This is a genomic window from Desulfospira joergensenii DSM 10085, assembly GCF_000420085.1.
In the GTDB taxonomy this organism is placed as follows: domain Bacteria; phylum Desulfobacterota; class Desulfobacteria; order Desulfobacterales; family Desulfobacteraceae; genus Desulfospira; species Desulfospira joergensenii.
This window is the reverse complement of sequence record NZ_ATUG01000002.1, coordinates 342570-365946: the sequence shown is the minus strand read 5'-3', so window position 1 is coordinate 365946 and position 23377 is coordinate 342570. Positions and strand designations below refer to the sequence as shown.

Sequence of the window (23377 nt, the reverse complement as noted above, 5' to 3'; positions counted from 1 at the left end):
GGGCTGAGATGAAAGGTTATATTCAGGTGTACACGGGAAACGGCAAGGGCAAGACCACGGCCAGCCTGGGTCTTGCCATTCGTGCGGCCGGCGCCGGGCTCAAGGTGTTTATCGGCCAGTTTCTCAAGCAGGAAGATTATTCGGAAATCAAAGCCCTGTCCGTGTTTGATAATATCACCGTTGAGCAGTACGGGGCTGGAGAATTTGTAAAAGGCGTCCCATCAAAAGAAGAAAAGGCCCAGGCCAGGAAGGGATACCTGAAATTATGCGAGGTTCTCAAGGGGAATAAACACGACCTGGTTATCGCAGAGGAGGGGAATGTGGCTGTTGCCTACGGTCTTTTCTCGGAAGAGGAACTCCTGGCCCTGATGGAGCTGAAACCTGAAAATATGGAACTGGTCATCACCGGAAGGAAGGCCCTCCAGTCGGTAATGGACAAGGCGGATCTGGTCACGGAAATGAGGGAAATTAAACACTACTATCACCAGGGTGTAGCCGCCCGGGTCGGGATAGAAAAATGAAAAAAAACATCGCTGTTCTGGGGACAGGCTCGGATGTGGGAAAGAGTATTATCGGGGCAGCCATCTGTCGCTGCCTTTCGGACCGGAAGGAAAAAGTGGCCCCGTTCAAGGCCCAGAACATGTCCAACAACTCCGGCATTACCCCGGAAGGCCTGGAAATGGGACGGGCCCAGATCGTCCAGGCCGAAGCCGCCCGGGTGGTTCCCCACGTGGACATGAACCCCATTCTCTTGAAACCCACCGGAGAAAAGCAGTCCCAGGTGGTTCTCAACGGACTGGCCCAGGGAAATCATACGGCAATGTCCTATCATACGGATAAATCTTTTTATTGGGACGAGGCCTGCCGGGCCTTTGACCGCCTGTCTGAAAGATATGAAAGAATCGTCCTGGAAGGGGCAGGATCCTGTGCGGAAGTCAACCTCATGCCCAATGACATTGTTAATTTTGCCATGGCAGAATATGCCGACGCCCATGTGGTTCTCACGGCGGATATTCACAGGGGAGGGGTGTTTGCCCAGATCGTCGGAACCCTGGCCTGCCTGCCCGACGCGTTCAGGGATCGGGTAAAAGGGTTTATCATCAACCGGTTCAGGGGAGACATTGATCTGTTCAGGGACGGGGCGGAATGGTTAGAAAAGCAGACCGGGAAAAAGGTATTCGGGGTACTGCCCTGGTATTCCCATTTCCGTATCGACGCAGAGGACTCCGTTGAAATTGAAAATATTAGTAATTTAAAGGCGTTAGATCCAAAATCCCCCCAAATTGCCGTTGTCCGCCTCCCCCATATCTCCAATTTTACGGATTTCCATGCCCTGTCCAGAATCGAGGGCCTTCAACTGCTTTTCATTGATCAGCCAAGGGACCTCTCCCGGTTTCAGGCCATTATCATCCCGGGATCCAAAAACACCCGGGCCGATTTGGAATGGATAAAAAAGCGGTTTGGAAGCCCGTTGAAAGAGTATCGTGACCGGGGCGGTCATATCCTCGGTGTCTGCGGGGGATACCAGATTCTGGGACAATTTGTGGACGATCCCCAGGGAGTGGAGGCCAGTCCGGGAAGAACCATGGGCCTGGGTCTTCTGCCCGTTGAAACCGTATTAAAGGATCCCAAGACAACCACCATCAGCGATTTTGAATGGGATAAAGCTTCAGGCAAAGGGTATGAGATCCACATGGGATTCACCCGCCTGACCTCGGGCTCCCCCCTATTGAAAATCAAGTCCAGGAACGGGGTTCTCTGTGATGAAACCGACGGATGTGTGAGTGACGACGGACGAATCGCCGGAACCTATATCCACGGTTTTTTCGATTTTTCGCCTGTTTTGGCCAAATGGTTTTCCATGATCGGCCTTGAAGGATTTTCACTGCCAAACCAGGATATGGCCGTTGAAAAAGAAAAAAACTATGCTCTGCTCAAGGAACATTTTGAAAAACATATCGATATAGGAAGTATATTATAAAATCCAAGGGTTTACTTTGCTTTTGAATTCCCTTATTCTGTTCTCCCTGATTGAATAGTGCCAGTGATTGACGCAAACCCATTGTTTGGAATTGAAAAGAGTGAGCGAAACCAGCATTCCCAGCCTTGCCGATCTTGCCCTTCAATACGGCACCATTGACAAGATCCAGCACAAACAAATCACTTCCCTCCATGCCCTGAAAATCAAAGAAAAGCAGCCTGAAGATTATTCAACCCTACTCCTGAGCCAGAGGCTTGCCACAGGATATCAGGTCGGCCTGTTGAAATTGATCCAGGAGTACCATGCCGTCAAGAAAAGCGGCAAAGAATTTGGTAAAATCGCCGTGGAAAAGGGGTTTGCCACGGAAGAAGATGTACAAAGAGCCCTGGAATTCCAGAAAAAGGAATTTAAGCGGGCCAGATTAAAGAAACTCATCGGGGATATCCTGGTTGAATCCAGGGTGATCACGGAAAAACAGAAAAATCAGGTCTTACAGGAACAGACCTTTCTGGAACGCAGGGCCAGCAAAATCCGCAAAGAAAACACCCCCCATGAAAAAGAAGTGGACCTGTCGGATTACGAAGAGCAGTTTCTCAGGATCAAAGCCCTTGATGTTGAATTTGCGGAAAACGTCCTTGAAAAGGGGTTTGCCTCCAGGTCGGATATTGAAGAGGCCCAGGAGATTCAGGCACAGGAGTTTGAACTCAACAATACCATAAACGCCCTGGGCAGCATCATGGTTGACATGGAGAGCCTGACCCCGGAGCAGAAAGATATAATTTTAAAGGAGCAGAACAGGTCTGATGAGACGCCCCAAGAAGAGATTCAGGTAAATATCAGTCCGGATATGATGGAGGCAAAGGTCTTCATTAGCGGGGAAGGCCGACCCCGGACCGGCTTGGCCGCGCTCAAGGAAAAGCTGGCCGCCATGGGGATCACCCATGGGATTTATCCGGACCCCATCCTCCAATGCCATCTGGAAAACAAGGATCTTGAATTCACTGCGGCCTATCAGGATTTTTCAGAGGCCTTGATCCGGGCCAAAAAAACGGCTTTTCTTGCCCGTACAGGCCAGGAAGAACAGGGAGACACCAGGAAGGGAGAAGAACTAACCTGGGAAAAACCGGGGCCGGTGGAGTGTGAGAGAACCAATGTCAAAGGAGAAAAAACAAGATCCAGGGATACGGGAAAGAGCTTTACCTTCAGAAGCGGCCCGGGGACCCGGCCTTCCAGAGACGGATCCGGAATTATCGCCGCCAAGAGCGGAATCCCTTCTGTTTCCATTGCCAGGAAGATATATATCCATCCCACCCTTCATCTTCTGGAAGACCTGGATTTAAAATACGGAGATTTGCCGGATGCATACAGCAACCTGACCATATCCGGAATTTTAACCGGTGCTTTTCCCGTTACTGCCGGCCGGATCAAAGCCTCCGAAATAAGGGGCGCCAGGATTGAGGCCCTGGGCGATATCCATTCGGATGTGGGAATCACGGACAGCTTCATCCTGGCCCATGGAGATATTCATGCCCGGTATCTTCACAATTGCTTTATCTTGAGTTTTGGAAATATCCATATCCGGAATGAAATATTTGATTCCAGGGTCTTCTGTGCCGGTAAGGTGGATTCGGATCAATGCCGGATAATCAGCTCAAAAATTTATGCCAAAAAAGGAATCTCTCTTTCGGGGGCCGGCAATAAAAAAACAGCCCCATGCACTCTCTGCGCAGGTGGCGAACATTACCTGATCGAGTATAAAAAGTACATTGATCAAAAGATCCGTGAAATCAAATCTGAAGAGGAAGATCTTGAAAAAACAAAAGAGGAGCAGGAGCATCTTTCTAAAAAAGCATTTCAAAAAATGATCGACCTTAAAATGTTTCATGACCGGGCAAAAGAAAAAAAACAAATTCTTGTTCAAGAGTACAACAGCAAAAAGAATTTAATTAAAAAAGAAAAACAAAAAAACATTGCTGCCCTGATAAAAAGTTTTGAAACCAGAATGGATCGGGCTGTCTCCTCCATAAAAAAGTTTAACGCTTCGAAAAAGAAATATGAAAATGAAATAAAAAAAATAGAGCTTGAGCTTTTATCTTTACAGAAAAAAAATGAAAATGAAATTCTTTCCCTTGAACAGGATCTTTATTCTTTCTATGAATGGTCCAGGACACAAAAAAATTCCTGTGAAATCAAAATCTCAGGAAAAGTTTTTCAGGGAACCATCTTAAAAGGAATTTTTTCTGAAAAAAAACTGGAGGCTGACCTTGAAAATTTTTCAGCCGATGAAATCCAGGAACAGAAAAATCAGGAGACCTATTTTCAAATCCAAACAAAAAATCATTGATTGATTTTTTTTCTGACTTTACATTCCTCCCAAGTTCCGCCTCGAATAATTTTGAATGGACCGCTCCCCCGGGCAGAAGCTTGCTTTTGAACAGATCCAGGGTCCTTACCCTAAAAAATCCAGACCTGATGTCATTGCATTCCTGAATCAGTTGAATCAGAGTTTTGGGGGATATCCCTTTTTTAATCCGGGCCAGGGTAAAATGCGGGGAGAAGCGCCGTTTTTCCTTTTGAAACCCGAGAAGCGCAAGCTCCCTGTCCAGGTTCCTGAAAACCTGCTCAAGAATGTCTGTCCGGCCTCCGGTCCCGGCCCATATGACCCGGGCCTTTTTGATTCCGGGAAAGACCCCGATCCCGCCGGCATTGAGTTGGAAACAGGGAACCTGGGCCACGGCCCTGGCCATGCAGGCCTGAACGGCTGTAACCTGATCCTCCGGGACCTCTCCCAGGAATTTCAGGGTCAGATGAAGGGCCTCGGTCCTGGGCCAGGAGGCCTTTATTCCTTTTGCCTTAAGGCGGTCCTGGAGTCGCTTTAACTCCTGTTTGACACGGCCGGGCAGGGATATGGCGATAAAGGCCCGGAATCGTTCCGGCCGTTCAGACATTGTCCTTGTTTTTAAACCCCAGGTAGACCCTGTAAGGGCCCGGGGTGCCGGGAGGAACAAAGGCAACCCTGTCATTGTCCCTGAGTACGGTATCAAAGGGGCCGACCTTCCCGTTGATGAAAACAACCTCGACCTCCTCCCGGGTCAGCCCCACCTGACCCAGCAGGTCCCTTGGCGTCGTGCCCTCTTTGAGATCCATGGAAGCATCGGAATAGGCGATGTTCTTTTTCCTCAGCTTTTTTTGTAAAAATGAAAATGCGTTAAAAACAATGGTCGGCATGCAAAGATCCTTTCTGAATATTATTTTTCGGATACCCCTTGGTTTAAATTCCCCTAAAAGATCATCCTATAAAAATATTTGAAAATTCTCAATTATAAAAGCCGTTCATCCGGCCCGACCCTTTAAGTTTTGACATTTAAAGCCGTTCATATCATACTCGGAACCATGCGCCTGAGACTGATCATATTTATCCTGGCTATATTCGCCTTTTTCTCCGCATCCGCCGGAGGGTGGCTCTACTATCATTCCTTCCGGGAAGCCGCCTTTCAAAAAACCGAAGCCCAGGCCCACACCCGGCTGCGCCTTTTGACCGGACAATTGTCCACCTATTTATCCGAACATATCAAGCCGGTGAAAACCCTGGCCGCTATGAAGGAACTGAGAATTGTCCTTAAAGACACCAACCTGGAAACCATTTTCCAGGCCAACCAGATCCTGGATATCTATACCTCTTCCCTGGACCTGGACGTGTCCTATCTCATGGATGTCCACGGGGTTACCCTCTGCTCCTCCAACAGGAACCGCCATGACAGCTTTGTCGGGAAAGATTTTTCCTTCCGGCCCTATTACCAGTCCGCCGTACAGGGCAGGGCCGCCACCTACCTGGCCCTGGGCACCACATCCCTGAAACGGGGGGTCTATTACAGCCACCCGGTTTTTGACGAATCCGGGAAAACCGTCCTGGGCGTGGCGGTCATCAAATCCTCCATTGAATTTGTCGAGACCTTTTTATTTGAAAAAGCCGAAGATATCCTTTTGTTCGTGGATCCGGAAGGGGTTATCTTTATTGCCAACAAGGACGATCTCAGGTTCAGGCTCCTGTGGGACCTGGACGATGAAAGGCTCAATCAGATCGCCGATTCAAAGCAGTTTGGAAACGGTCCCTGGGAGTGGAGCGGGTTTTCCAGGGAAGAGAACGGCCTTGTCAAGGATGCAAAGGGAGAGGAGTTCCTGATATCCGGCCTGGAAGTACCCAATTACCCGGGATGGCAGATTCTCTCCCTGAGGAACCATAAAGAGATTGAAAAACTGGCCACCGAACCTTTTATCCGGGTGATCGGCCCCGTAGTGGTCATCGTCACCTTTCTGGCCGGCATCATCGTCTTTATCCTCTACCAGCTGGCAGCCCAGGAAGTCTCCAGGAGAAAACTGGCAGAAAACCAATTGAGGATGAGTGAGGAAAGATACCGGCACATCTACAATAAAACACCGGTCATGCTCCATTCCATAGATACAGAGGGAAAGATCACCCGGGTCTCGGACCACTGGGTCGAGGTCATGGGTTTTTCCAGGGAAGAGGCCGTCGGCCGGAATCTTACGGAATTTTTTACCAGAGAGTCGAAAAAATATGCCCTCGGCGTAATTTTTCCCCGGTTTTTCAGTACGGGATTCTGTAAGGATATTCCCTATACCATGGTCAAAAAGAACAATGAAAAAATGGATATCCTCCTCTCCTGCTACGGGGTACGGAACCAGGAGGGGGAAATCATCCGCTCCCTGGCGGTCAGCGTCGATGTAACTGAGAAGAACATTGCCCAGCAGGGTCTTCACGAGGCCAAGGAAAAACTCTCCCAATACTCCCTTGATCTGGAACAGCAGGTAAAGATGAGGACGGCCCAGCTTGAAAAGGCCCAGGACAACCTGAAAAACCTGTCCAAAAACATCATTGCCTCCCAGGAAAGGGAAAAGGAACTGGTGGCAAGGGAGCTCCACGACCATCTGGGCCAGGTCCTTACGGCCCTGCGCATTGATACGGTCTGGGTGGAAAACTATTTCAAAGAGACAGACGTTAAGGCAGGGCAGCGGGCCGGCAAGATGAAGGCCCTGATCGATGACACCATACAGGATGTCAGGAACATGGCATACCGGTTGAGGCCGAGGGTATTGGATGATCTTGGCCTGGCAGATGCACTGGATTCCCTTGTATCGGATTTTGAAAAACGGTCCAACGTCTCCTGCGTTTTCCGGCATAATCCTTTTCCTGAGATTTCAAATACCCTGGCCACGGCCCTTTACAGGATCGGCCAGGAAGCGGTCACAAACGCCATCCGCCATTCAGGGGCAAGTACCATACTGGTGGAACTGAAAAATATTAAAGATGAGCTTGTGCTGAACATTGAGGATGACGGATCCGGATTCGAACCTGAAAATCTGAAAGAAAACCAGGGCTTCGGACTGGAAGGGATGAAAGAAAGGGCCAATCTTGTGGGCGGAAGCCTCACCATAATTTCCCGGCCCTCCCACGGAACAAAGATCCAATGCAGGGTAAATACGAAAGGATAAGCCATGATCAAGGTATTGCTGGCAGACGACCATAGTATTGTCAGGGAAGGCCTGCGCAAGGTATTGGAAGATTCCAATGAAATCAAGGTGATTGCAGAAGCATCCGATGGGGAAGAGGCCTTTGACCAGGCTATGAAAAACAAACCCGACGCGGCAGTGATCGATATCTCCATGCCCGGAATGGACGGCCTGGAGGTGATGAGCCGGATGAATGCCTATTGTCCGGAGATCCCGGTTCTCATCCTGACCATGCACGAGGAGGATCAGTACGTCATCCGGGCCATAGAGGCCGGAGCCATGGGATATCTGACAAAACAGTCTGCCCCGGAAGAACTGGTGGCCGCGGTAAAAAAGATATATTCCGGTGGCCGCTATCTTACGGAAAAAGCCAGCGAGGCCCTGGCCCTCCGGGTGATCCGGGGAGATCAGAGCAAAAGCCTGACCGAATCCCTTTCCATGCGGGAACTCCAGGTCTTACGAAAACTTGCCCTGGGAAGCACCAACCGGGAGATCGCCATTTCCTATAACATCAGTGTCAAGACCGTGGACACCTATCGCTCGAGATTGTTGAAAAAATTAAACCTGAGAAATAACGCGGAACTGTCCCGGTTTGCCATTCAGAACAAACTTGTGGAATTGTAAGGAAAAAAATCCAAAGATCCCATGAACAGGCAAAGAGGGCAACCGGAGAAATTCAGTTGTTGAGCCGTTCAAAATTTGAAAACACCTTGTTCAAGGTGGCTTTACATTGATCCATCTCTTCCGGGGGGATCCCCTGCTCCGCTTCAAACAGCATTTCCTCCACCAGGCGGATCAGCTCCTCCTTAAACACCTTGGCCTTATGGGTCAGGTATACCCGGTTGCTCCTTTTATCGGTCCTGTCCGGAATCCTCAGAACAATATTCTTTTTTTCCAGGACATGTAAAAGCCGGGTGATGGCCGCCTTGTCCTTGACCACTCTCCTGGACAGCTCCTGCTGGGTCTGTCCGTCCCTGCGGTATAGGTGAACGAGAACGCTCCACTGCTCGTAACTGACATCAAACCCGGCCTCTGCAAATTTCTTTGTCAGCCGCTTGACAATGGCCCGGGAGGTCCGGCCCACAAGATACCCGATTGAGGTATCAATCACCTGTTCAAATTTATCCATGGTTTCTGCCCGGTTCCCCTGGTTTCTTTTGGATCAATGGTCCAGGGAACAGATATACCGTATTCTCCGTTGACGGGGCAACCAATAATTGTAAACAGGATGGGTTTCAGGCTGAGGAAGAGTTGGATGCCTACCCATCTGTCATTCCGGCTGGGTCATCAAAACAGGTCCCCCCTGATGGGCCAAGATGCCCGCCAGGGGGGACGCCTCATTTACGGCTGAAACAGGAAAAGGCCGTAAAAAATTAGGATGCTGCTTTTTTTGAAAACAGGTTTTTAATATAACCGACCCAGATTCCGCTGAGAAACCAGGAATAGGCCCAGGTTCCAAAGAGAATGGCGATAAAGGCCTTGACAATGTCCATGGCACTGCCGTCCAGGGAAAACCCGGGGACATAGCCGAACAGGATGGGCCCAAGATAGAGGAACTTGGCAAACTTAAAGGATGCAAACGCCGTCCTCCACATATTGGCCTTGGCGATGGTGGCCCCGGCAAAGGCTGCAATACATACCGGCGGCGTTATATTGGAATCCTGGGACAGCCAGTATACGATCATATGGGCTGCGATTTCATTGACCCCCAGATGGGTCAGGGCCGGTACGGCCACAACCGCCGTAATCAAGTAGGCGGCCGTTACAGGAACGCCCATCCCGAGAACCAGGGATGCCAGGGCAACCAAAAAGATGGTCAGCAGCAGGGAGCCGCCGGCCAGCTCGATCATGATGTCGGCAAAGGTCAAAACCAGGCCGGAAAAGGTAAGCACCCCGATGATGATTCCGATCACCCCCACGGTGGCACCGATCTTCAGGCTGTTTTCCGTACCCTCCCGGGCCGCTTCGATGAAGCGTTTCGGTCCGATCCGGGTATCCTTTCTCACCCAGGAGATCACGATACAGGAGACCAGGCCTATAATGGCCGAATACCCCGGGGAAAATCCGTAGAGCATGAAAATGGTGATGATGATCAGGGGAATGGTGTAAAACCACTGCTTTTTGAAGATCTCCAGGGCCGAATGCTCCGACTTTTCACCGACGATATTCTCTTTTTTCGCCTCATAGTGGACCATGCAGAATACCGAGAAAAAGTACATCAGGGCTGGAAAAATGGCCACAAGCATGATCCTGGAATAGGGCATGCCTGTCAGCTCCGCCATGATAAATCCGCCCGCTCCCATGATAGGGGGCATAAACATACCTCCGATGGAGGCTGCGGGCTCAATACCGCCGGCGACGTGGGGCTTGAATCCCGCTTTTTTCATCATGGGAATGGTGAACATCCCTGTGGATACCGTATTGGCAATGGCAGACCCTGAAATGGACCCGAACAGGCCCGACGCAATCACGGAAACCTTGGCCGGCCCGCCGATCTTATGACCGACAGCAGCCAGGGGCCAGTCAATGAAAAACTTCTGGGCACCGCATTTTTCAAGATATGCCCCGAACAATACAAAGAGTATCACATAGGTGGCCAGAACATTGGCCATAATTCCAAAAACACCGTCACTCTTATAAAAGATGGAGATGCAAAGCTCTGTAAACGGTGCCCCTGCATGGGAGACCAGATCCGGTGCCATGTACCCGTAGACCCCGTACAAAAGCATGAGACTGCCCAGGATGACAAATACACTTCCCACCACCCGGCGGGCCAGTTCAATGCCGATGAGCACGCCGATAACGGCAAAGATCATGTCTGTCTGGGTCTCGGCCCCGGTTCTGTAATTAATGGTTTCAAACATCGTGATCCAATACCCCACCGAAGCTATGGAGAGCAGAATCAGAGTATAGTCTATGACCCTTCCGATCTTGGTTTTGGCTTTGTACAAAAGGAAGACAAGGATATAGGTGATGATGACATATACCCCCCGGTGGTATTGGGTAGCCATGGGCTGTATCACCGCTGCCCAGGAATAAAAAACGACCAGGATGACCGAACAGACATCAAAAAGAACCTGCTCAAATCGGTTAAGTTTCTCGTACACGGTTTGCCTTCCTGTTTTCTTGATTCATACCAAATGAAAAAACCCGGCTCTCCCGGGTCCGGGGCGTTGAAACCCCGGGCCCGGAATCACCAACCAAACAACAGATCCTATAAGACGCCTTTTTCTTTCCAGAACTTTTCAGCTCCGGGATGGAAAGGAGTTACAATGCCGTCGGCACCGGTTTTCACGGACATGTGCTTAAAGGTCTTTTTCTGTTCTTTCATATGGGCCAGACCCTCATCGCTGTATATCAGGGACAACATTTTATAAACCACGTCAGCAGAGACTTTTGAGTTTGCCACCCAGAGGGCTGAATCCTGGAAAGAAGGAGAATCGTAGTCTACACCCTTGTAAGTGTTGGCCGGAACAGAGAGCTTGGCAAAATAGGGGTATTTGTCATAAAAACCGGAGGCCTTTGCATCGGCATCCAGGTTGACCAGGGCAATGTCGTTGGTCTGGGCTGCCATGATGACGGCTCCGCTGGGGAAGGCCGTGAACAGCCAGAAAGCATCCAGCTGATTGTTGCCGAAGGCCTGGGCAGCATCGTTGTATCCCATGGCGTTTCTCTCAATCTTGTCCCATACCCCCATGTGGGAAAAGAAGAGCTCGCAGTTGGCAAAGGCGCCGGAACCGGCATTGCCCACGCCGACTTTCTTGCCCACAAGGTCTTTTACGGAATTGATGCCGGATCCTTTGCGGACAACCAGCTGACCCGGAGCACCGTAGAGCCATGCAACCGCCATTACGTTTTCATATTTTTTGGTATCATTTTTCATCATGCCGTTGCGGCCGAGATAGACATGGCCTGAATAAACAACGCTCATCTGCTGCCTTCCGGCATCGGTTTTTCTCAGGTTCTCAACAGAACCGGCAGAAGACTGGGCCTGTACCTTGAAATCTGCAGCCATCTTCATGGGTTTGTAAACCTGGACGGCGTTGGCTACCACCTGGAAGGTTCCGCCGGCGGGGCCGCCGCCGAATACAATTCTTTCCTTGGCAAAAGCAGTCTGACAAAGTGCCATTGAAAGCACAGCAATAAACCCGATGATCCATAAACTCTTCCCTCTCATACGATCCTCCTGTTAAATGGTGTAAATTAGAATGACACATCTTTCTGACCAGGTTATAAGGTATCAAGGCCTTACCAAAGCAGCAATTGGAAGAATTCTGATTGTCCTGTAGGAAATTTTCTTACAAAAGCCGGATTCGATTTAAAATCAGTCCGGAAGGCGGGGCGATTTGCCGGAGGGGCTTGTTCCCCCTATCCGTAAGGGAATCCTCAATTGTTTTCAGGTTGATCTCTCCCCTCCCCAGGCAGATCAGCTGCCCCATCATCAACCGGATCTGATTCCGTAAAAATCCCTTTGAATGGATCTTCCATACCCAGGATCTTTCCGGAAAAAAACTGGCTTTCAGGGCCTTGTTTTCCTCTATCCTGGTGAAAAGGATCTCCCGCACGGTCTGTGTTTTGGCTTCGGGCCGGGTACAGTATTGAGCGAACTCATGTTTTCCGTGGAACAGGGCTGCCCCCTGTTTCATCAGATCAATGTCAAGGCGGCCCTGAAAGCAGGTCATCAGGGATGCGCAAAAAGGGTGAAATTTTTCCCCGAAAGCGAAGTAATAGGCATACTCCTTTATCCGGGGACTATTGATAATATTGAAATCCCGGGTGGTTTCCTCGATCTTGAGAATCCGGATATCGTTGGGCAGGTTTGCATTCATCTCCCTTAAAAACCGGTCCCAATCCTCCAGGGGATGATGCAGAAAAAGTTCGCACAGGGAATGGTCCGCCGAAACCATGGCGTCGGTCCGGCTGGCCCCCAACATTTTAAAATCTTCGTGCCCCAGAACCGTTTTCAGGGTCTTTTCCAGCATCTTCTCCACGGTCCTGACCCCGGGCTGGCTCTGCCAGCCGTGGAACCTGAACCCCAGGTATTGAATATGGATCAGATAATAGGCTTTCATCTTCCTCCCGTGCAATCCGCTCCTTAAAACGGACTTTTGCTAGTAAAATAAGCATTTGCAAAACCTGCGGATAACCTGGTAATAAGATCATGACAGAATTGTTTTGTAAAGACGGCCCCCATTTTTTGCTTTTGGCTCTTTATTGAGGAATGAAAACTGATTGATCCCCTGAAAACCATCCCCCTTTTTTCCGGACTTTCCGAATCCAACCTGGAAAAAATCCATGCCATTTCCACCCGCCTGGAATTCGGCAAAGGAGAGATCATATTCCAGGAAGGAGACCGGGGAGACGGCTTCTATATCGTGCAGACCGGCAAGATAAAGGTATTCAAGCTTTCCTTTGAAGGAAAGGAGCAGATCCTCCACATCTACGGCCCCGGCCATACCTTTGGCGAGGTTCCGGTTTTCGAAGGCAAAAGCTTTCCCGCCTCCTCCATGGCCCTTGAAGCTTCCGGGATTCTCTTTCTGCCCAGGAACCGGTTTGTCGAACTCATCACCCAGGCACCGGCCCTGGCCATGAACATGCTGGCCGACCTTTCCAAAAGACTTCGGGCCTTTACGGTTCAGATCGAAAATCTGAGTCTCAAAGAGGTGCCGGCAAGGCTGGCCGCCTATATCCTGACCCTGTCCCGGGAGCAGAACAACCAGACCCGGGTGACCCTGCCCATTTCCAAGGCCCAGCTCTCCAATCTCATCGGCACCACCCCTGAAACCATCTCCAGAGTCCTGAAAAAAATGTCCGATCTCGATCTGATCCGGGTCCGGGCAAAGGAGATTCTCCTCAAGGACTTAGAAGGGCTTTCCGACCTGGCTGAATCCGGAAAAATTTAATCTTTTTTTTTATTAGACAACCTCCCCGGTCCGTGGCATATTGTATCGTGTACGGATATTTCCCGGTGGAAAGGGTCAAGCCGGGAAGAGCATTTTAATCCGTTGAAAAACTCAATGAAATGAACGTCTGAACATTTGCCAAGGAGGAAAAATGGGAAAACTATTACGTATAAACACCAAGGAAAAGACCTTTACATTTGAGGAAACTCCCGATGCCTATGCCGGTCTCGGGGGAAGGGCCCTGACATCCAAGATGGTTCTGGATGAGGTGCCTGCCACCTGCCATCCCCTGGGAAAAAACAACAAGCTGATTTTCGCACCCGGTGTTCTTTCGGGGTCGCCGGCAGCCGACTCGGGCCGCTTGTCCGCCGGTGCCAAATCCCCTCTTACCGGCGGTATCAAGGAAAGCAACGCCGGGGGCCTGGTTTCCCAGAAACTGGCCAAACTGGGAATCGCTGCCCTTGTCCTGGAAGGAAAACCCGATGATGATGAGTACAGCATGATCGTCATCAACAATGACGGAGTTGAGATCCTCCCGGCCGGAGATCTTGTCAAGGCAGGCAACTACGAGATCATGGAAAAACTCTGGGACAAGTACGGCAAGGTCGGGGTATTGAGCATCGGCCAGGCCGGAGAGCAATGCCTTAAGGGGGCCTCCATCAACCAGGCCGACATGAACGGCAGGCCCGGACGGGCCCACGGCCGGGGCGGCCTGGGAGCGGTCATGGGCTCCAAGAAGATCAAGGCCATTGTGGTGGATGACAAGGGGGCCGGCCGGATGGAAATCAAAGATCCCGACGCTTTTAAGGCGGCCAACAAGCGCTGGGTGGAAATGCTCCACAAACATCCGGTTACCGGCGAAGGCCTGCCGGCACTGGGAACCGCGGTTCTGGTCAATGTCATCAACGAAGCAGGCACCCTGCCCACCAAGAACTTCAGATCCGGGCGGTTTGAGCATGCCAAGGATATCAGCGGGGAAACCATGGCCGAGACCATTGAAGCCCGGGGGGGCATCACCACAGAAGGCTGCCATCCCGGATGCGTGATCAAATGCTCCAATGTCTACCATGACAAGGACAACAAGTACCTGACCTCGGGCTTTGAATATGAAACCATCTGGGCCTTTGGCGCACATACCACCATAAAGGAGCTGGACCACATCGCCATGCTGGACAGGCTCTGCGACGACTTCGGCCTGGACACCATTGAAATGGGCGTGGCTTTAGGAATCGCCATGGAAGGCGGGATGATCCCCTGGGGGGACGGCCAGGCCGCCGTGGATCTGCTCTCCAAGATCGGCAGCTATGCAGCAGAAGGCAAGATTATCGGAAACGGCGCCCTGTTCACCGGGGATGCCCTGGGAGTCTCCCGGGTGCCCGTGGTCAAGAAACAGTCCCTGCCCGCCTATGATCCCAGGTCCTGCAAAGGTGTGGGCGTCACCTACGCCACCACCCCCATGGGAGCGGACCATACTGCAGGATACGGGGTAACCGCCAATATCCTGGGCGTGGGCGGCACCATTGACCCCCACAAAAAAGAGGGCAACCTGGAGCTGTCCCAGAACCTCCAGGTGGCCACCGCCGCCATTGACGCGGCAGGCCTCTGCCTGTTCGTGGCCTTTGCCGTCCTGGACAACGAAGACGGCCTGCCCACCATCGTGGACATGATCAATGCCCAGCACGGCCTGACCCTGACCCCGGACGATGTCATTGAACTGGGCAAGTCCATCCTGACAAATGAAAGGGAGTTCAACAAAAAAGCCGGTTTCACCCCTGTGGACGACCAGCTGCCTGAAATGTTCATGGACGAGTTCCCGCCCCACAACACGGAATGGGATTTCTCCACCAAAGAGCTCAGCGAACTTCTCAATTTCTAATTTACGAAATCCCGTTATACTTAGGGGGATGGAAACATTGTTTCCATCCCCCTTTTTCTTTTACGGCGAGTTTGCTCCTGCAGGGAAATGCCCGCCCGGATCCATCTGCGGACAAAGGCCCCCTATTTTACCCTTTCCAGTCTATAGTCGTGATAGATCCGCAGGATAGCTGCCCCGGGATTGTCGCTGCTGTCGATCTTAAAGGATTGGACCCCGGGCCTGAGGGCCAGTACATGACCGGCGGCCCGCATCAGGAACCCGTCATCCTGGCCAGAAAAGGCGAGCTCTTCTTTTTTCCTTTTCGCACAGATGGTCTGGCCCGGATCGCATTGGCCTGCCAGCCTTGATCTCCCCTCCACCAGTGGCCGGATGTCCGGCCAGGAAAGGGAAAGGGTCCCTTTGGACAGGCTTCCGGACAGGGATCTTCCTTTCAGCCGATTCACGGCATCGCAGCCCCTGCAGACAAGGCTTTGGACCGAGTACAGCTCCGGTGTCTGCCTGTACTCGAATTTGACCTGGGCCTTCTGCACCCGGCCCGAGGTGTAAACGAGCCTGCCCTTTTTCTTGGTTAAAACCACCTGGACGGCCAGGTTATAATGGAACACCGCACCGCTGGCATATTGGAAATAATCTTTGCCAAAGGCAAATTCAGGCCCCCACAATGCGGTCAAATGTTCAACATGATAGGAACCGGTCAGAACAATATTCCATACCTGGGTTTCCCGCTCCATTTTCAGCCGGTAGATCACTGTCCCGGAACAGGGGCTTTTCAAATCTGCATGGGCATTGGTGAAACGGATGACCTTTTCTCCGCCCGGCTCAAGGGGAATGCTTACGGTCCGGGCCTCCGTGGGCATTTCCGGGGCCGCCGGCGTCATGGCCTTGCCCTTGTACCACCACTGCCCATAGCTTAAGACAAGGGTTTCCTCATCCACCACCCGGCCCCTGTACCGGCTGGGCCCGGAAAGAGAGTATCCGGAACCTTTCAGGCGGTACTGACCGTTTCCGCTGACCGGGCCGTCGGTTTCCGGGAGTACAAAAGTCACGGTATCCGTACTGATCATGTGATCCGTAAAGGCCTGGGAACTACAGGTTTCATCCCGGTCCACAACCAGAGTGGCGGAACGGTTGGCTTCACCGGCCGACAAAACAGAAGAAATCAGCAGGCAGATCAGAACCAGATGGGAGATAGAAAAGAAAAATTTTTTCATATCAAACCTCACAGAACTTAAAGATTCATTGCCGGGATATGCAGGAGAAGCCTTGTCATTCAAGGCTCCCTGGAATCCCTTGACAGCCTCACTTCCTTTTTTCAAACTCCCATCGGCTCCGGCGATGGGCACCATCGGAATAAATCGTTGGACACGATTAAAAAAGAAGCTTAAAGGAAATATCAGACAGGCACAACCCCATATCAAATTTTCCCATTATCAGGAGAAAAAAAATGAAAGAAACCGCCATCATCTGCGAGGCCTGTGATCAGGCAGGAGAACTTTTCGGAAATGGATTTCATTGCGCAGAAGCCGTGGCCTGGGCTGTATTGCAAAGCCTGGGACAGGATCCCACCCTGGCAGCGGCCCATGCCACACCCTTTGGGGGCGGTTTCGGAAAAACCTATGGGGATGCCTGCGGCGCCCTTTCCGGCGGCCTCATCGCCATCGGCCATATTCACGGCCGCAAAGACCCCTCAGGAGACTGGGACCTTCCCGCATCCCTGGGGGCTGGGCTGCGCCAACACTTTGTGGAGACCTGGGGAACCACCCATTGCGCCACCCTGCGGGATGAGTTCGGGGAAGAATTTCAAATGGAACGATGCCGGGAAGTGGTCCGGGCCGTGACCCGGGATCTTCTGGAACTGCTGGCCCGAAACCATGGAAAAGAGCTTCCCGGATAAAGGTCCTGCCTTCTATTTTTCCCCTAATCTTTCCATCAAGGGCTTGTTTCCTCCCTGCCCGGACCCGGCTCAGGGGACCGGACCAGCAGACTATCAATCCCCCATTTGAACTCCGCCTTTAAAAAGTTCATCTTTTTCGACGGTTTGACCGGGATAAAGGACATGGCCCTTTCCGCCAGGGCCGTGATGGACAGGGCAGGATTCACGCCCAGATTTTCCGGGATCGTGGAGGCATCCGCAACCAGCATGTTCTCATATCCCCTCACCTGGTTCTTCTTGTCAATGCCCCCCCGGCCGGGCTCTTCGTGCAGACAGCAGCCGCCCATGATATGGGCTGTAATGGGTACGTCCAGGTAGACCTCGGTAAAAATGCTGGTGGGGGTGCCGCCCATGCGTTTTCCCAGGCGGCGGGCAAATTCATTGGCAATGGGGATGTATACGGGATTTTTCTTATCCGTGGCCTGCTCCGAAGTCAGGGACCTGGCAAAGGGCCAGATCAGACGGCGTTTCAAAAAGAGGTTGAGATAGTTGTCATGGGTCTGCATGACCAGGATGATCAGGCTCCGGCGGGCAAATCCGATGGGATTGAGCACCTTAAAAAACCGGACCGGATGTTTGATCACATTGAAAAGATACCGGACAAATCTGGGGATCTTCCCTCCCCCATCGGTGAGAAGTACGGGGAGCAGTCCCATGAAATCATTCCCCTTTGCATACCGGACCGGCTCCATATGGGTATCCTCATCCGGATGCACGCTGGAGGTAATGGCCACCCCTTTTGAAAAATCGGCATCCCCGGAATCGGACTTCACCCCGCAGATGGCCTCACTGTTGGTTCGCACGATCTTCCCCAGATCAGAGGAGAGCCTGGGCAGCCTGCCCTTTTCCTTCATGTTCAGCAGCAGGGAGAGGGTTCCCAGGACCCCGGCGGAAAAAACAATGCCCTTGGTTCGGAAAGAGGATCTTTTCCCGAACAGGGTCGTGGTCTTGACGGTGGTGATCTCATACCCGGCAGAGCCCTCCGGGGAAAGAGGGCGGACATCTACCACTTTGTTCTCAGGGATGATTTGAGCTCCGAATTTCTCGGCAAAGAAAAGGTAATTTTTGTCCAGGGTGTTTTTTGCATCCTTACGGCAGCCGGTCATGCAGGCCCCGCAGAGTTCGCAACCGATCCGGTCCGGGCCCTCCCCGAAAAAATAGGGATCCCTGGCCCGTTTCCCCTCCTCACCAAAATAGACGCCCACCTCGGTCTTGCAAAAGGTATGGGCCCGGCCGAATTCTTGGGCAGTTTCCCGCATGAGATGGTCCGACTCCCCCAGAACCGGATTCTCAACGGCCCCCAGCATCTTTTTCGCAATGCTGTAAAAGGGGAGCAGCTCTTTTTTCCCGCCCAGCCGTTTCACCGTATCCCGATCAAAGAACTTGTCCGGCGGAATATAGAGGGTATTGGCATAGTTGAGGCTGCCCCCGCCCACACCGGCCCCTCCCAGGATAAACACATCGTTGAGAAGGGACATGCGCTGGATTCCGTGCAAAAAGATCTTGGGCATCCAGAGGAACTTGTGCAGATTCCAGTTTCTTTTAGCAAAATCTTGATTTTTCCATCTTTTTCCGGATTCAATGACCCCGACCCGGTATCCTTTCTGGGACAGCCGCATGGCAGATACACTTCCCCCGAAACCAGATCCCACAACGATGTAGTCAAAATCAAAATCAGTCATAATCCCCCTTGATCAAAGGTTGATGCCATTTCCCTAATTTCAGATATCGTATTCCTACGATTCTGGCGGGATCCCGGCCACAGGAGTTTTTGGAACGGGTCACCGTTTCCCAGATAGCAGAATTAAAAACAAATCACAATGGCTCTTTGGTTCCCCTATCCCATGCTCGCGATCCGCATATCCGGGTCCGGCTCTTATCGTTTTTGCCCCCCTGATCCTGACAATGCTGCCCACAACCGGAACAGAACCCACAGGAATTCCTTACAAAAACAAAGTCTTAAATTGACACTATATTTTCTGCATGTTAGAGACAATCTATTCATCCGGAACCCGGTTTCATCCATTCCCAATCACAGGAGGTACCAAATGGATTACAAAGAGATCACCTTTTCCCAGACCCATGCCGTTGGACTTTTAACCCTGAACACCCCTGAAAAGATCAATGCCCTTTCCCGGCAGAAAATCCGGGAAATAATCCATGTCCTGGAAAGGACGGCCGGGGATGAATCCATCAAGGTGCTGGTTCTCAAGGCCAGGGGAAAACACTTCTGCGCCGGCCATGACCTCTCCGAAATGGTGGATAAGGGGACCAAAGAGTACAAGTTCATCTTTGACCAGTGTACCCGGATGATGATGATGCTCCACGAAATTCCCCAGCCGGTGATCTGCGGGGTACAGGGAATTGCCACTGCCGCCGGCTGCCAGCTGGCGGCCTGGTGCGATCTGATCGTGGCTGCGGACAATGCCCGGTTCTCCACCCCGGGCGTCAAAATCGGCCTGTTCTGTACCACCCCCATGGTGGCCGTCACCCGGGCCATCGGCAGAAAAGCGGCCATGGAGATGCTGTTGACCGGCCGGGACTTTCCCGCATCCGAAGCCAGGGAACTGGGACTGGTCAACCGGGTGGTGCCCTTGGAAGACCTGGAATCTGAAACCATGGAACTGGCGGAGCAGATCTCCCAGGCCAGCGGCTTTGCCCTGGCCATCGGGAAACAGGGCCTCTATGCCCAGGCAGACATGACCGATGCCCAGGCCCTGCACTATGCCAAGCATACCATTGTCATGAACAATACCTCAGAGGATGCCCGGAACGGCATCAAAGCCTTTTTGAATAAGACCACTACGGAATGGAAAGACCGGTAATCCGGATTTGATATGGTTCAGGATACAGAGCTCCGGCTCTTACAAAAATCTCTATCTTCAATTCTTCGGGCGACCCAAAGGTCGGTCCTGGAGACGGTTATGGTTCCGGGCCCGGGAATCCGGGCCCGGAAAAAAATTACAGGAGTTTTTCAGCTCCCTTGTAGACCTCTTCGACTTTCAACGCCGTGGCGCCGTGGCCGGGATGTTTTTCAGGGTTCCATTTTTTCATATCATCAAACAAAGGACCCTGGGTATGGTATTCAATGCTGCCCTTGACCTGGTAGGATGTGTTCTCCCCGGTGATGAACAGAATCGTAGCCTTGGACCCGGCCTTGATGTTTTCCATGGTTTTGGAAAAATAATTATTGGCCACCACCAGGGTTTCTTCATCATATTTGGAAACACAGGTAGCATAAATGGAATTGGGTATGCTCTCTTTATTGACCGTGGTCAGGATAACCGGGCCCTTATGATTTTCCCAGGCCTTGCTGGTTTCTTCGGGTAATGCAGGCATTTTTTATCTCCTTTTTGCCTAAGATTGATCAAACAAACTCCTTAGGATTAAGCAACTCCTATGCCATTTAATAGAAAGTTGAAATTACCTTATTTTTCTAATCAGTTAAGACAATGGAGAGAGATGGCAGGAAAATCAAGGGGTGCATTCCTGCGTCGGTTCCGGATCCTGCCACTTTGGCTCCGGGAGAATGAGGCGGCCCTAATTATTATTCAAATACTCTTTTTAAATGGAAAAGTTAAGATCCTACCGGACAGTTTGAAATTGCCATAGGCATAGCCACCTCTCACTGGGGACCTTCCAATAATCCCCAGTGAGAGGTGGCGGTGATAAGCCTTCTCGGATATATTTTTAACGCCAATCAAAAATATGTCCAAAAGGAGAAGAGCATTATGACCGCCAAAAAGAAATTAGCACAGAAAAGACTGACTTTGCTACAGCTTGCTGAAAAATTGGGGAACGTATCCAAAGCCTGCCAGATGCACAAGGTATCTCGAAGCCAGTTCTACGAGTACAAAAGATCTTTCCAGGAGTATGGATTTGAAGGCTTGATTGACAGACCACCAATCCCAGGACCACACCCTAACGAAATTTCTGAAGACACCAAAAATCGCATCATTGCACTTTCATTGGAAAACCCTGCTTTCGGCCAGCAACGGATTGCTGATCAGCTCGCTCTTGAAGGCCTTGCTGTCTGTGCGACCACGATCCGCAATATCTGGAAAAAGGCTGGAATGGAGACAAAATACAAACGCCTCTTAAAGCTTGAAGAGTCGTTGTCTGAAGATTTTGAATTAACAGAGACCCAGATCCGCTTGCTGGAAAAGGCCAATCCTGAGTTCAAAGAACGGAATGTGGAAAGCCATTACTCTGGTTACCTGCTATGCCAGGATACGTTTTATGTCGGGCGACTCAAAGGCGTTGGCAGGGTATACCTACAAGCCGTTGTTGATACATATGGCAGCTTTGCTTTTGGTAAGTTATACACCAGTAAGCGCCCGGAAACAGCGGCGGATGTCCTGTATGACAGGGTTCTTCCTTTTTACGAAGAGAACGATATCTGTATTGAGAATATCCTTACAGACAACGGTACGGAATTCAAAGGGCGGCCAACGATCCATTTGTACGAGATCTTCCTTGAACTCAATGATATCAATCACCGGAAAACAAAGGTGGCCAGTCCAAGGACGAACGGATTTGTGGAAAGATTCAACAGGACAATTTTGGACGAATTTTTCCGTACGGCTTTCCGGAAAAAGCTATATGAGTCCGTTTCCGCTTTACAGGAAGATCTCGACAAGTGGCTGCACTATTACAACTATGAACGGCCTCACCGGGGAGATAACGTATAAATAATTTCGCACAATTAAAAATTGAAAAGATGGTCTCAACTTGGTTATTTGTTAAATCGACCAAGAAAAAACAATAATCAAGAAAGGAGACCATCTTGGAAAAAGAGTATACACAAAAGCTGGATAAAGTCATTAAAATTGATGAATCAAAGATTCAAGATCACCTTGGAGAAATGGTAAGAGGCACAGTTGAAGAGACGCTCAATAAAATGTTGGATGCAGAAGCTGACAAACTTTGCAATGCAGAGCGCTACCAACGCACCCAATCCAGAACTGATACCCGAGCCGGTTATTATCAAAGAAACCTCCATACAAAGGCAGGCGAGGTTAAACTGAACGTGCCTAAGCTGAGACAACAGAAATTCGAAACCGCTATCATCGAACGGTATAAACGCCGAGAATCTTCAGTTGAAGAAGCCATGATAGAGATGTATCTGGCGGGTGTGTCTGTAAGACGGGTTGAAGATATCACCCAGGCGCTTTGGGGAACTCGGGTCAGTCCCGGCACTGTGAGCAATCTGAACAAAAAGATTTATAAACATATAGAAGACTGGCGGAACCGGCCGATTGAAGGTAATCATCCATATGTATACTTGGACGGCATTGTTCTCAAAAGAACCTGGGCAAATGAAGTCCGTAATGTATCTGTCCTCGTGGCCGTCAGCGTTTCCCAGGAGGGATATCGCCAGGTAATAGGTGTCCAGGAAGGCCACAAAGAAGATAAAGCAGGCTGGAGTGGTTTCCTAAAGCATTTAAAGCAACGGGGTCTCAAAGGTGTTGAACTCGTAATTAGTGATGCCTGCCTTGGCCTGGTTGAATCCTTGGGTGACTTTTATCCTGATGCCAAATGGCAAAGGTGTACAGTTCATTTTTATAGAAATGTATTCAGTGTCGTCCCTCGCGGCAAAATGAATGAAGTATCCAGAATGCTCAAGGCTATTCACGCTTCTGAAGATAAACAGGCAGCAATTGAAAAGGCAAAGGCTGTGGTTTTGAAATTAAAAGAGAAAAAACTCAGATCTGCTGCCGAAAAAGTTGAAAAAAACATTTTAGAAACGCTCACATATTATGATTTTCCAAGTAAGCACTGGCGGAGGATCCGGACCAATAATCCTCTCGAGAGGATTATGAAAGAGATCCGTAGACGAACGCGAGTGGTGGGTGCTTTCCCTGATGGGAACTCTGCTATTATGCTGGTTGGAGCTCGACTCAGACATATTGCAGGCACCAAGTGGGGATCGAAAAAATACCTGAATATGGAATTATTAAAAGAAATGAAAATTAACAAAGAATATGCAGCTTAAATTATGAAACTGAGTTGAGACCAGAATCAAAAGTGCGAAAAATATTTGACACTACCACCGGGGATACCGCAACCAGGGACGACGCCCATTTGAAACGTTTCAAATGGGGATAGAAATTAAAGGAAGAATGGAAAAGGAATCCGCCTAATAAAAAATAGGC

The 23377-nt window shown here is 50.6% G+C and carries 19 protein-coding genes and 1 pseudogene; 11 read left to right on the top strand and 9 right to left on the bottom strand.

Annotated features, from left to right (window positions below; all coding sequences use genetic code 11):
* Window positions 1-8 precede the first annotated feature (8 nt).
* The 3 genes and pseudogenes from F608_RS0113995 to F608_RS36930 all read left to right on the top strand — a co-directional run.
* Window positions 9-521 (top strand): cob(I)yrinic acid a,c-diamide adenosyltransferase, encoded by a 513-nt coding sequence (locus F608_RS0113995; RefSeq protein ID WP_022666276.1) that lies wholly within the window; start codon window positions 9-11, stop codon window positions 519-521.
* Entirely contained in the window at window positions 518-1981 is a 1464-nt protein-coding gene (locus F608_RS0113990) for a cobyric acid synthase (protein WP_022666275.1), read from the top strand. The genes F608_RS0113995 and F608_RS0113990 overlap by 4 nt, the downstream gene beginning before the upstream one ends.
* A gap of 736 nt (window positions 1982-2717) precedes the next feature.
* Window positions 2718-3929 (top strand): annotated as a pseudogene (locus tag F608_RS36930) (FapA family protein); the annotation flags it as partial.
* Window positions 3930-4170: 241 nt separating this feature from the next.
* Here F608_RS36930 and thpR read toward each other — a convergent pair.
* Window positions 4171-4929, bottom strand: a complete 759-nt coding sequence (gene thpR, locus F608_RS36925) for an RNA 2',3'-cyclic phosphodiesterase (RefSeq protein WP_161626861.1) — start codon at window positions 4927-4929, stop codon at window positions 4171-4173.
* Complete coding sequence (locus F608_RS0113975; protein WP_022666272.1) at window positions 4922-5209, bottom strand: MoaD/ThiS family protein; 288 nt, start codon at window positions 5207-5209, stop codon at window positions 4922-4924. The genes thpR and F608_RS0113975 overlap by 8 nt, the downstream gene beginning before the upstream one ends.
* Window positions 5210-5338: 129 nt before the next feature.
* Between F608_RS0113975 and F608_RS0113970 the strand changes: the two genes are divergently transcribed.
* Both F608_RS0113970 and F608_RS0113965 read left to right on the top strand, forming a co-directional pair.
* Window positions 5339-7492, top strand: a complete 2154-nt coding sequence (locus F608_RS0113970) for a sensor histidine kinase (RefSeq protein WP_244154293.1) — start codon at window positions 5339-5341, stop codon at window positions 7490-7492.
* Between the two features lie 3 nt (window positions 7493-7495).
* Window positions 7496-8134, top strand: coding sequence for a response regulator (locus F608_RS0113965; protein ID WP_022666270.1), 639 nt, complete (start codon window positions 7496-7498; stop codon window positions 8132-8134).
* A 52-nt stretch (window positions 8135-8186) separates the two neighbouring features.
* Here F608_RS0113965 and F608_RS0113960 read toward each other — a convergent pair whose 3' ends face one another.
* The 4 genes from F608_RS0113960 to F608_RS0113940 form a co-directional block, all read right to left on the bottom strand.
* Complete coding sequence (locus F608_RS0113960) at window positions 8187-8639, bottom strand: MarR family winged helix-turn-helix transcriptional regulator (protein ID WP_022666269.1); 453 nt, start codon at window positions 8637-8639, stop codon at window positions 8187-8189.
* 244 nt (window positions 8640-8883) lie between these two features.
* Window positions 8884-10617, bottom strand: a complete 1734-nt coding sequence (locus F608_RS0113950) for a TRAP transporter permease (RefSeq protein ID WP_022666267.1) — start codon at window positions 10615-10617, stop codon at window positions 8884-8886.
* A gap of 107 nt (window positions 10618-10724) precedes the next feature.
* Window positions 10725-11687 carry a TAXI family TRAP transporter solute-binding subunit gene (locus F608_RS0113945; protein WP_022666266.1) on the bottom strand — a complete coding sequence of 321 codons (963 nt, stop codon included), beginning with the start codon at window positions 11685-11687 and terminating at the stop codon, window positions 10725-10727.
* 121 nt (window positions 11688-11808) lie between these two features.
* A complete protein-coding gene (locus F608_RS0113940; RefSeq protein ID WP_022666265.1) occupies window positions 11809-12582 on the bottom strand; it encodes a tRNA pseudouridine synthase A in 774 nt (257 codons plus the stop codon).
* A gap of 156 nt (window positions 12583-12738) precedes the next feature.
* On the opposite strand from F608_RS0113940, the gene F608_RS0113930 reads away from it, so the two are divergent.
* Window positions 12739-13413: a cyclic nucleotide-binding domain-containing protein gene (locus F608_RS0113930; RefSeq protein ID WP_027362744.1), complete on the top strand. Its 675-nt coding sequence runs from the start codon at window positions 12739-12741 to the stop codon at window positions 13411-13413.
* Window positions 13414-13564: 151 nt separating this feature from the next.
* Complete coding sequence (locus F608_RS0113925; protein ID WP_022666262.1) at window positions 13565-15289, top strand: aldehyde ferredoxin oxidoreductase family protein; 1725 nt, start codon at window positions 13565-13567, stop codon at window positions 15287-15289.
* Window positions 15290-15411: 122 nt separating this feature from the next.
* On the opposite strand, the gene F608_RS0113920 is transcribed toward F608_RS0113925, so the two are convergent.
* Window positions 15412-16605: a hypothetical protein gene (locus F608_RS0113920; protein WP_022666261.1), complete on the bottom strand. Its 1194-nt coding sequence runs from the start codon at window positions 16603-16605 to the stop codon at window positions 15412-15414.
* 128 nt (window positions 16606-16733) lie between these two features.
* Between F608_RS0113920 and F608_RS31950 the strand changes: the two genes are divergently transcribed.
* The gene (locus tag F608_RS31950; RefSeq protein ID WP_022666260.1) at window positions 16734-17183 is read left to right on the top strand and encodes a C-GCAxxG-C-C family protein; all 450 of its coding nucleotides are present in this window, start codon (window positions 16734-16736) and stop codon (window positions 17181-17183) included.
* A gap of 35 nt (window positions 17184-17218) precedes the next feature.
* Here F608_RS31950 and F608_RS31945 read toward each other — a convergent pair whose 3' ends face one another.
* A complete protein-coding gene (locus tag F608_RS31945; RefSeq protein WP_022666259.1) occupies window positions 17219-18904 on the bottom strand; it encodes a GMC family oxidoreductase in 1686 nt (561 codons plus the stop codon).
* A 366-nt stretch (window positions 18905-19270) separates the two neighbouring features.
* Here F608_RS31945 and F608_RS0113905 point away from each other — a divergent pair, with 366 nt between their 5' ends.
* Entirely contained in the window at window positions 19271-20047 is a 777-nt protein-coding gene (locus tag F608_RS0113905; RefSeq protein WP_022666258.1) for an enoyl-CoA hydratase, read from the top strand.
* A 136-nt stretch (window positions 20048-20183) separates the two neighbouring features.
* Here F608_RS0113905 and F608_RS0113900 read toward each other — a convergent pair whose 3' ends face one another.
* Window positions 20184-20561: a pyridoxamine 5'-phosphate oxidase family protein gene (locus tag F608_RS0113900; protein WP_022666257.1), complete on the bottom strand. Its 378-nt coding sequence runs from the start codon at window positions 20559-20561 to the stop codon at window positions 20184-20186.
* 392 nt (window positions 20562-20953) lie between these two features.
* Here F608_RS0113900 and F608_RS31940 point away from each other — a divergent pair, with 392 nt between their 5' ends.
* Together F608_RS31940 and F608_RS0113885 are read left to right on the top strand one after the other, a co-directional pair.
* The gene (locus F608_RS31940; protein WP_022666255.1) at window positions 20954-21913 is read left to right on the top strand and encodes an IS481 family transposase; all 960 of its coding nucleotides are present in this window, start codon (window positions 20954-20956) and stop codon (window positions 21911-21913) included.
* A gap of 119 nt (window positions 21914-22032) precedes the next feature.
* Window positions 22033-23217 (top strand): IS256 family transposase, encoded by a 1185-nt coding sequence (locus F608_RS0113885; RefSeq protein WP_051148546.1) that lies wholly within the window; start codon window positions 22033-22035, stop codon window positions 23215-23217.
* The last annotated feature ends 160 nt before the right edge of the window (window positions 23218-23377 follow it).

Coding starts and splice junctions, on each gene's coding strand:
- F608_RS0113965 (WP_022666270.1), top strand. CDS start 7,496: ATGATCAAGGTATTGCTGGCAGACGACCATAGTATTGTCAGGGAAGGC.
- F608_RS0113945 (WP_022666266.1), bottom strand. CDS start 11,687: ATGAGAGGGAAGAGTTTATGGATCATCGGGTTTATTGCTGTGCTTTCA.
- F608_RS0113960 (WP_022666269.1), bottom strand. CDS start 8,639: ATGGATAAATTTGAACAGGTGATTGATACCTCAATCGGGTATCTTGTG.
- thpR (WP_161626861.1), bottom strand. CDS start 4,929: ATGTCTGAACGGCCGGAACGATTCCGGGCCTTTATCGCCATATCCCTG.
- F608_RS0113900 (WP_022666257.1), bottom strand. CDS start 20,561: ATGCCTGCATTACCCGAAGAAACCAGCAAGGCCTGGGAAAATCATAAG.
- F608_RS0113995 (WP_022666276.1), top strand. CDS start 9: ATGAAAGGTTATATTCAGGTGTACACGGGAAACGGCAAGGGCAAGACC.
- F608_RS31950 (WP_022666260.1), top strand. CDS start 16,734: ATGAAAGAAACCGCCATCATCTGCGAGGCCTGTGATCAGGCAGGAGAA.
- F608_RS0113975 (WP_022666272.1), bottom strand. CDS start 5,209: ATGCCGACCATTGTTTTTAACGCATTTTCATTTTTACAAAAAAAGCTG.
- F608_RS31945 (WP_022666259.1), bottom strand. CDS start 18,904: ATGACTGATTTTGATTTTGACTACATCGTTGTGGGATCTGGTTTCGGG.
- F608_RS0113990 (WP_022666275.1), top strand. CDS start 518: ATGAAAAAAAACATCGCTGTTCTGGGGACAGGCTCGGATGTGGGAAAG.
- F608_RS0113925 (WP_022666262.1), top strand. CDS start 13,565: ATGGGAAAACTATTACGTATAAACACCAAGGAAAAGACCTTTACATTT.
- F608_RS0113905 (WP_022666258.1), top strand. CDS start 19,271: ATGGATTACAAAGAGATCACCTTTTCCCAGACCCATGCCGTTGGACTT.
- F608_RS31940 (WP_022666255.1), top strand. CDS start 20,954: ATGACCGCCAAAAAGAAATTAGCACAGAAAAGACTGACTTTGCTACAG.
- F608_RS0113940 (WP_022666265.1), bottom strand. CDS start 12,582: ATGAAAGCCTATTATCTGATCCATATTCAATACCTGGGGTTCAGGTTC.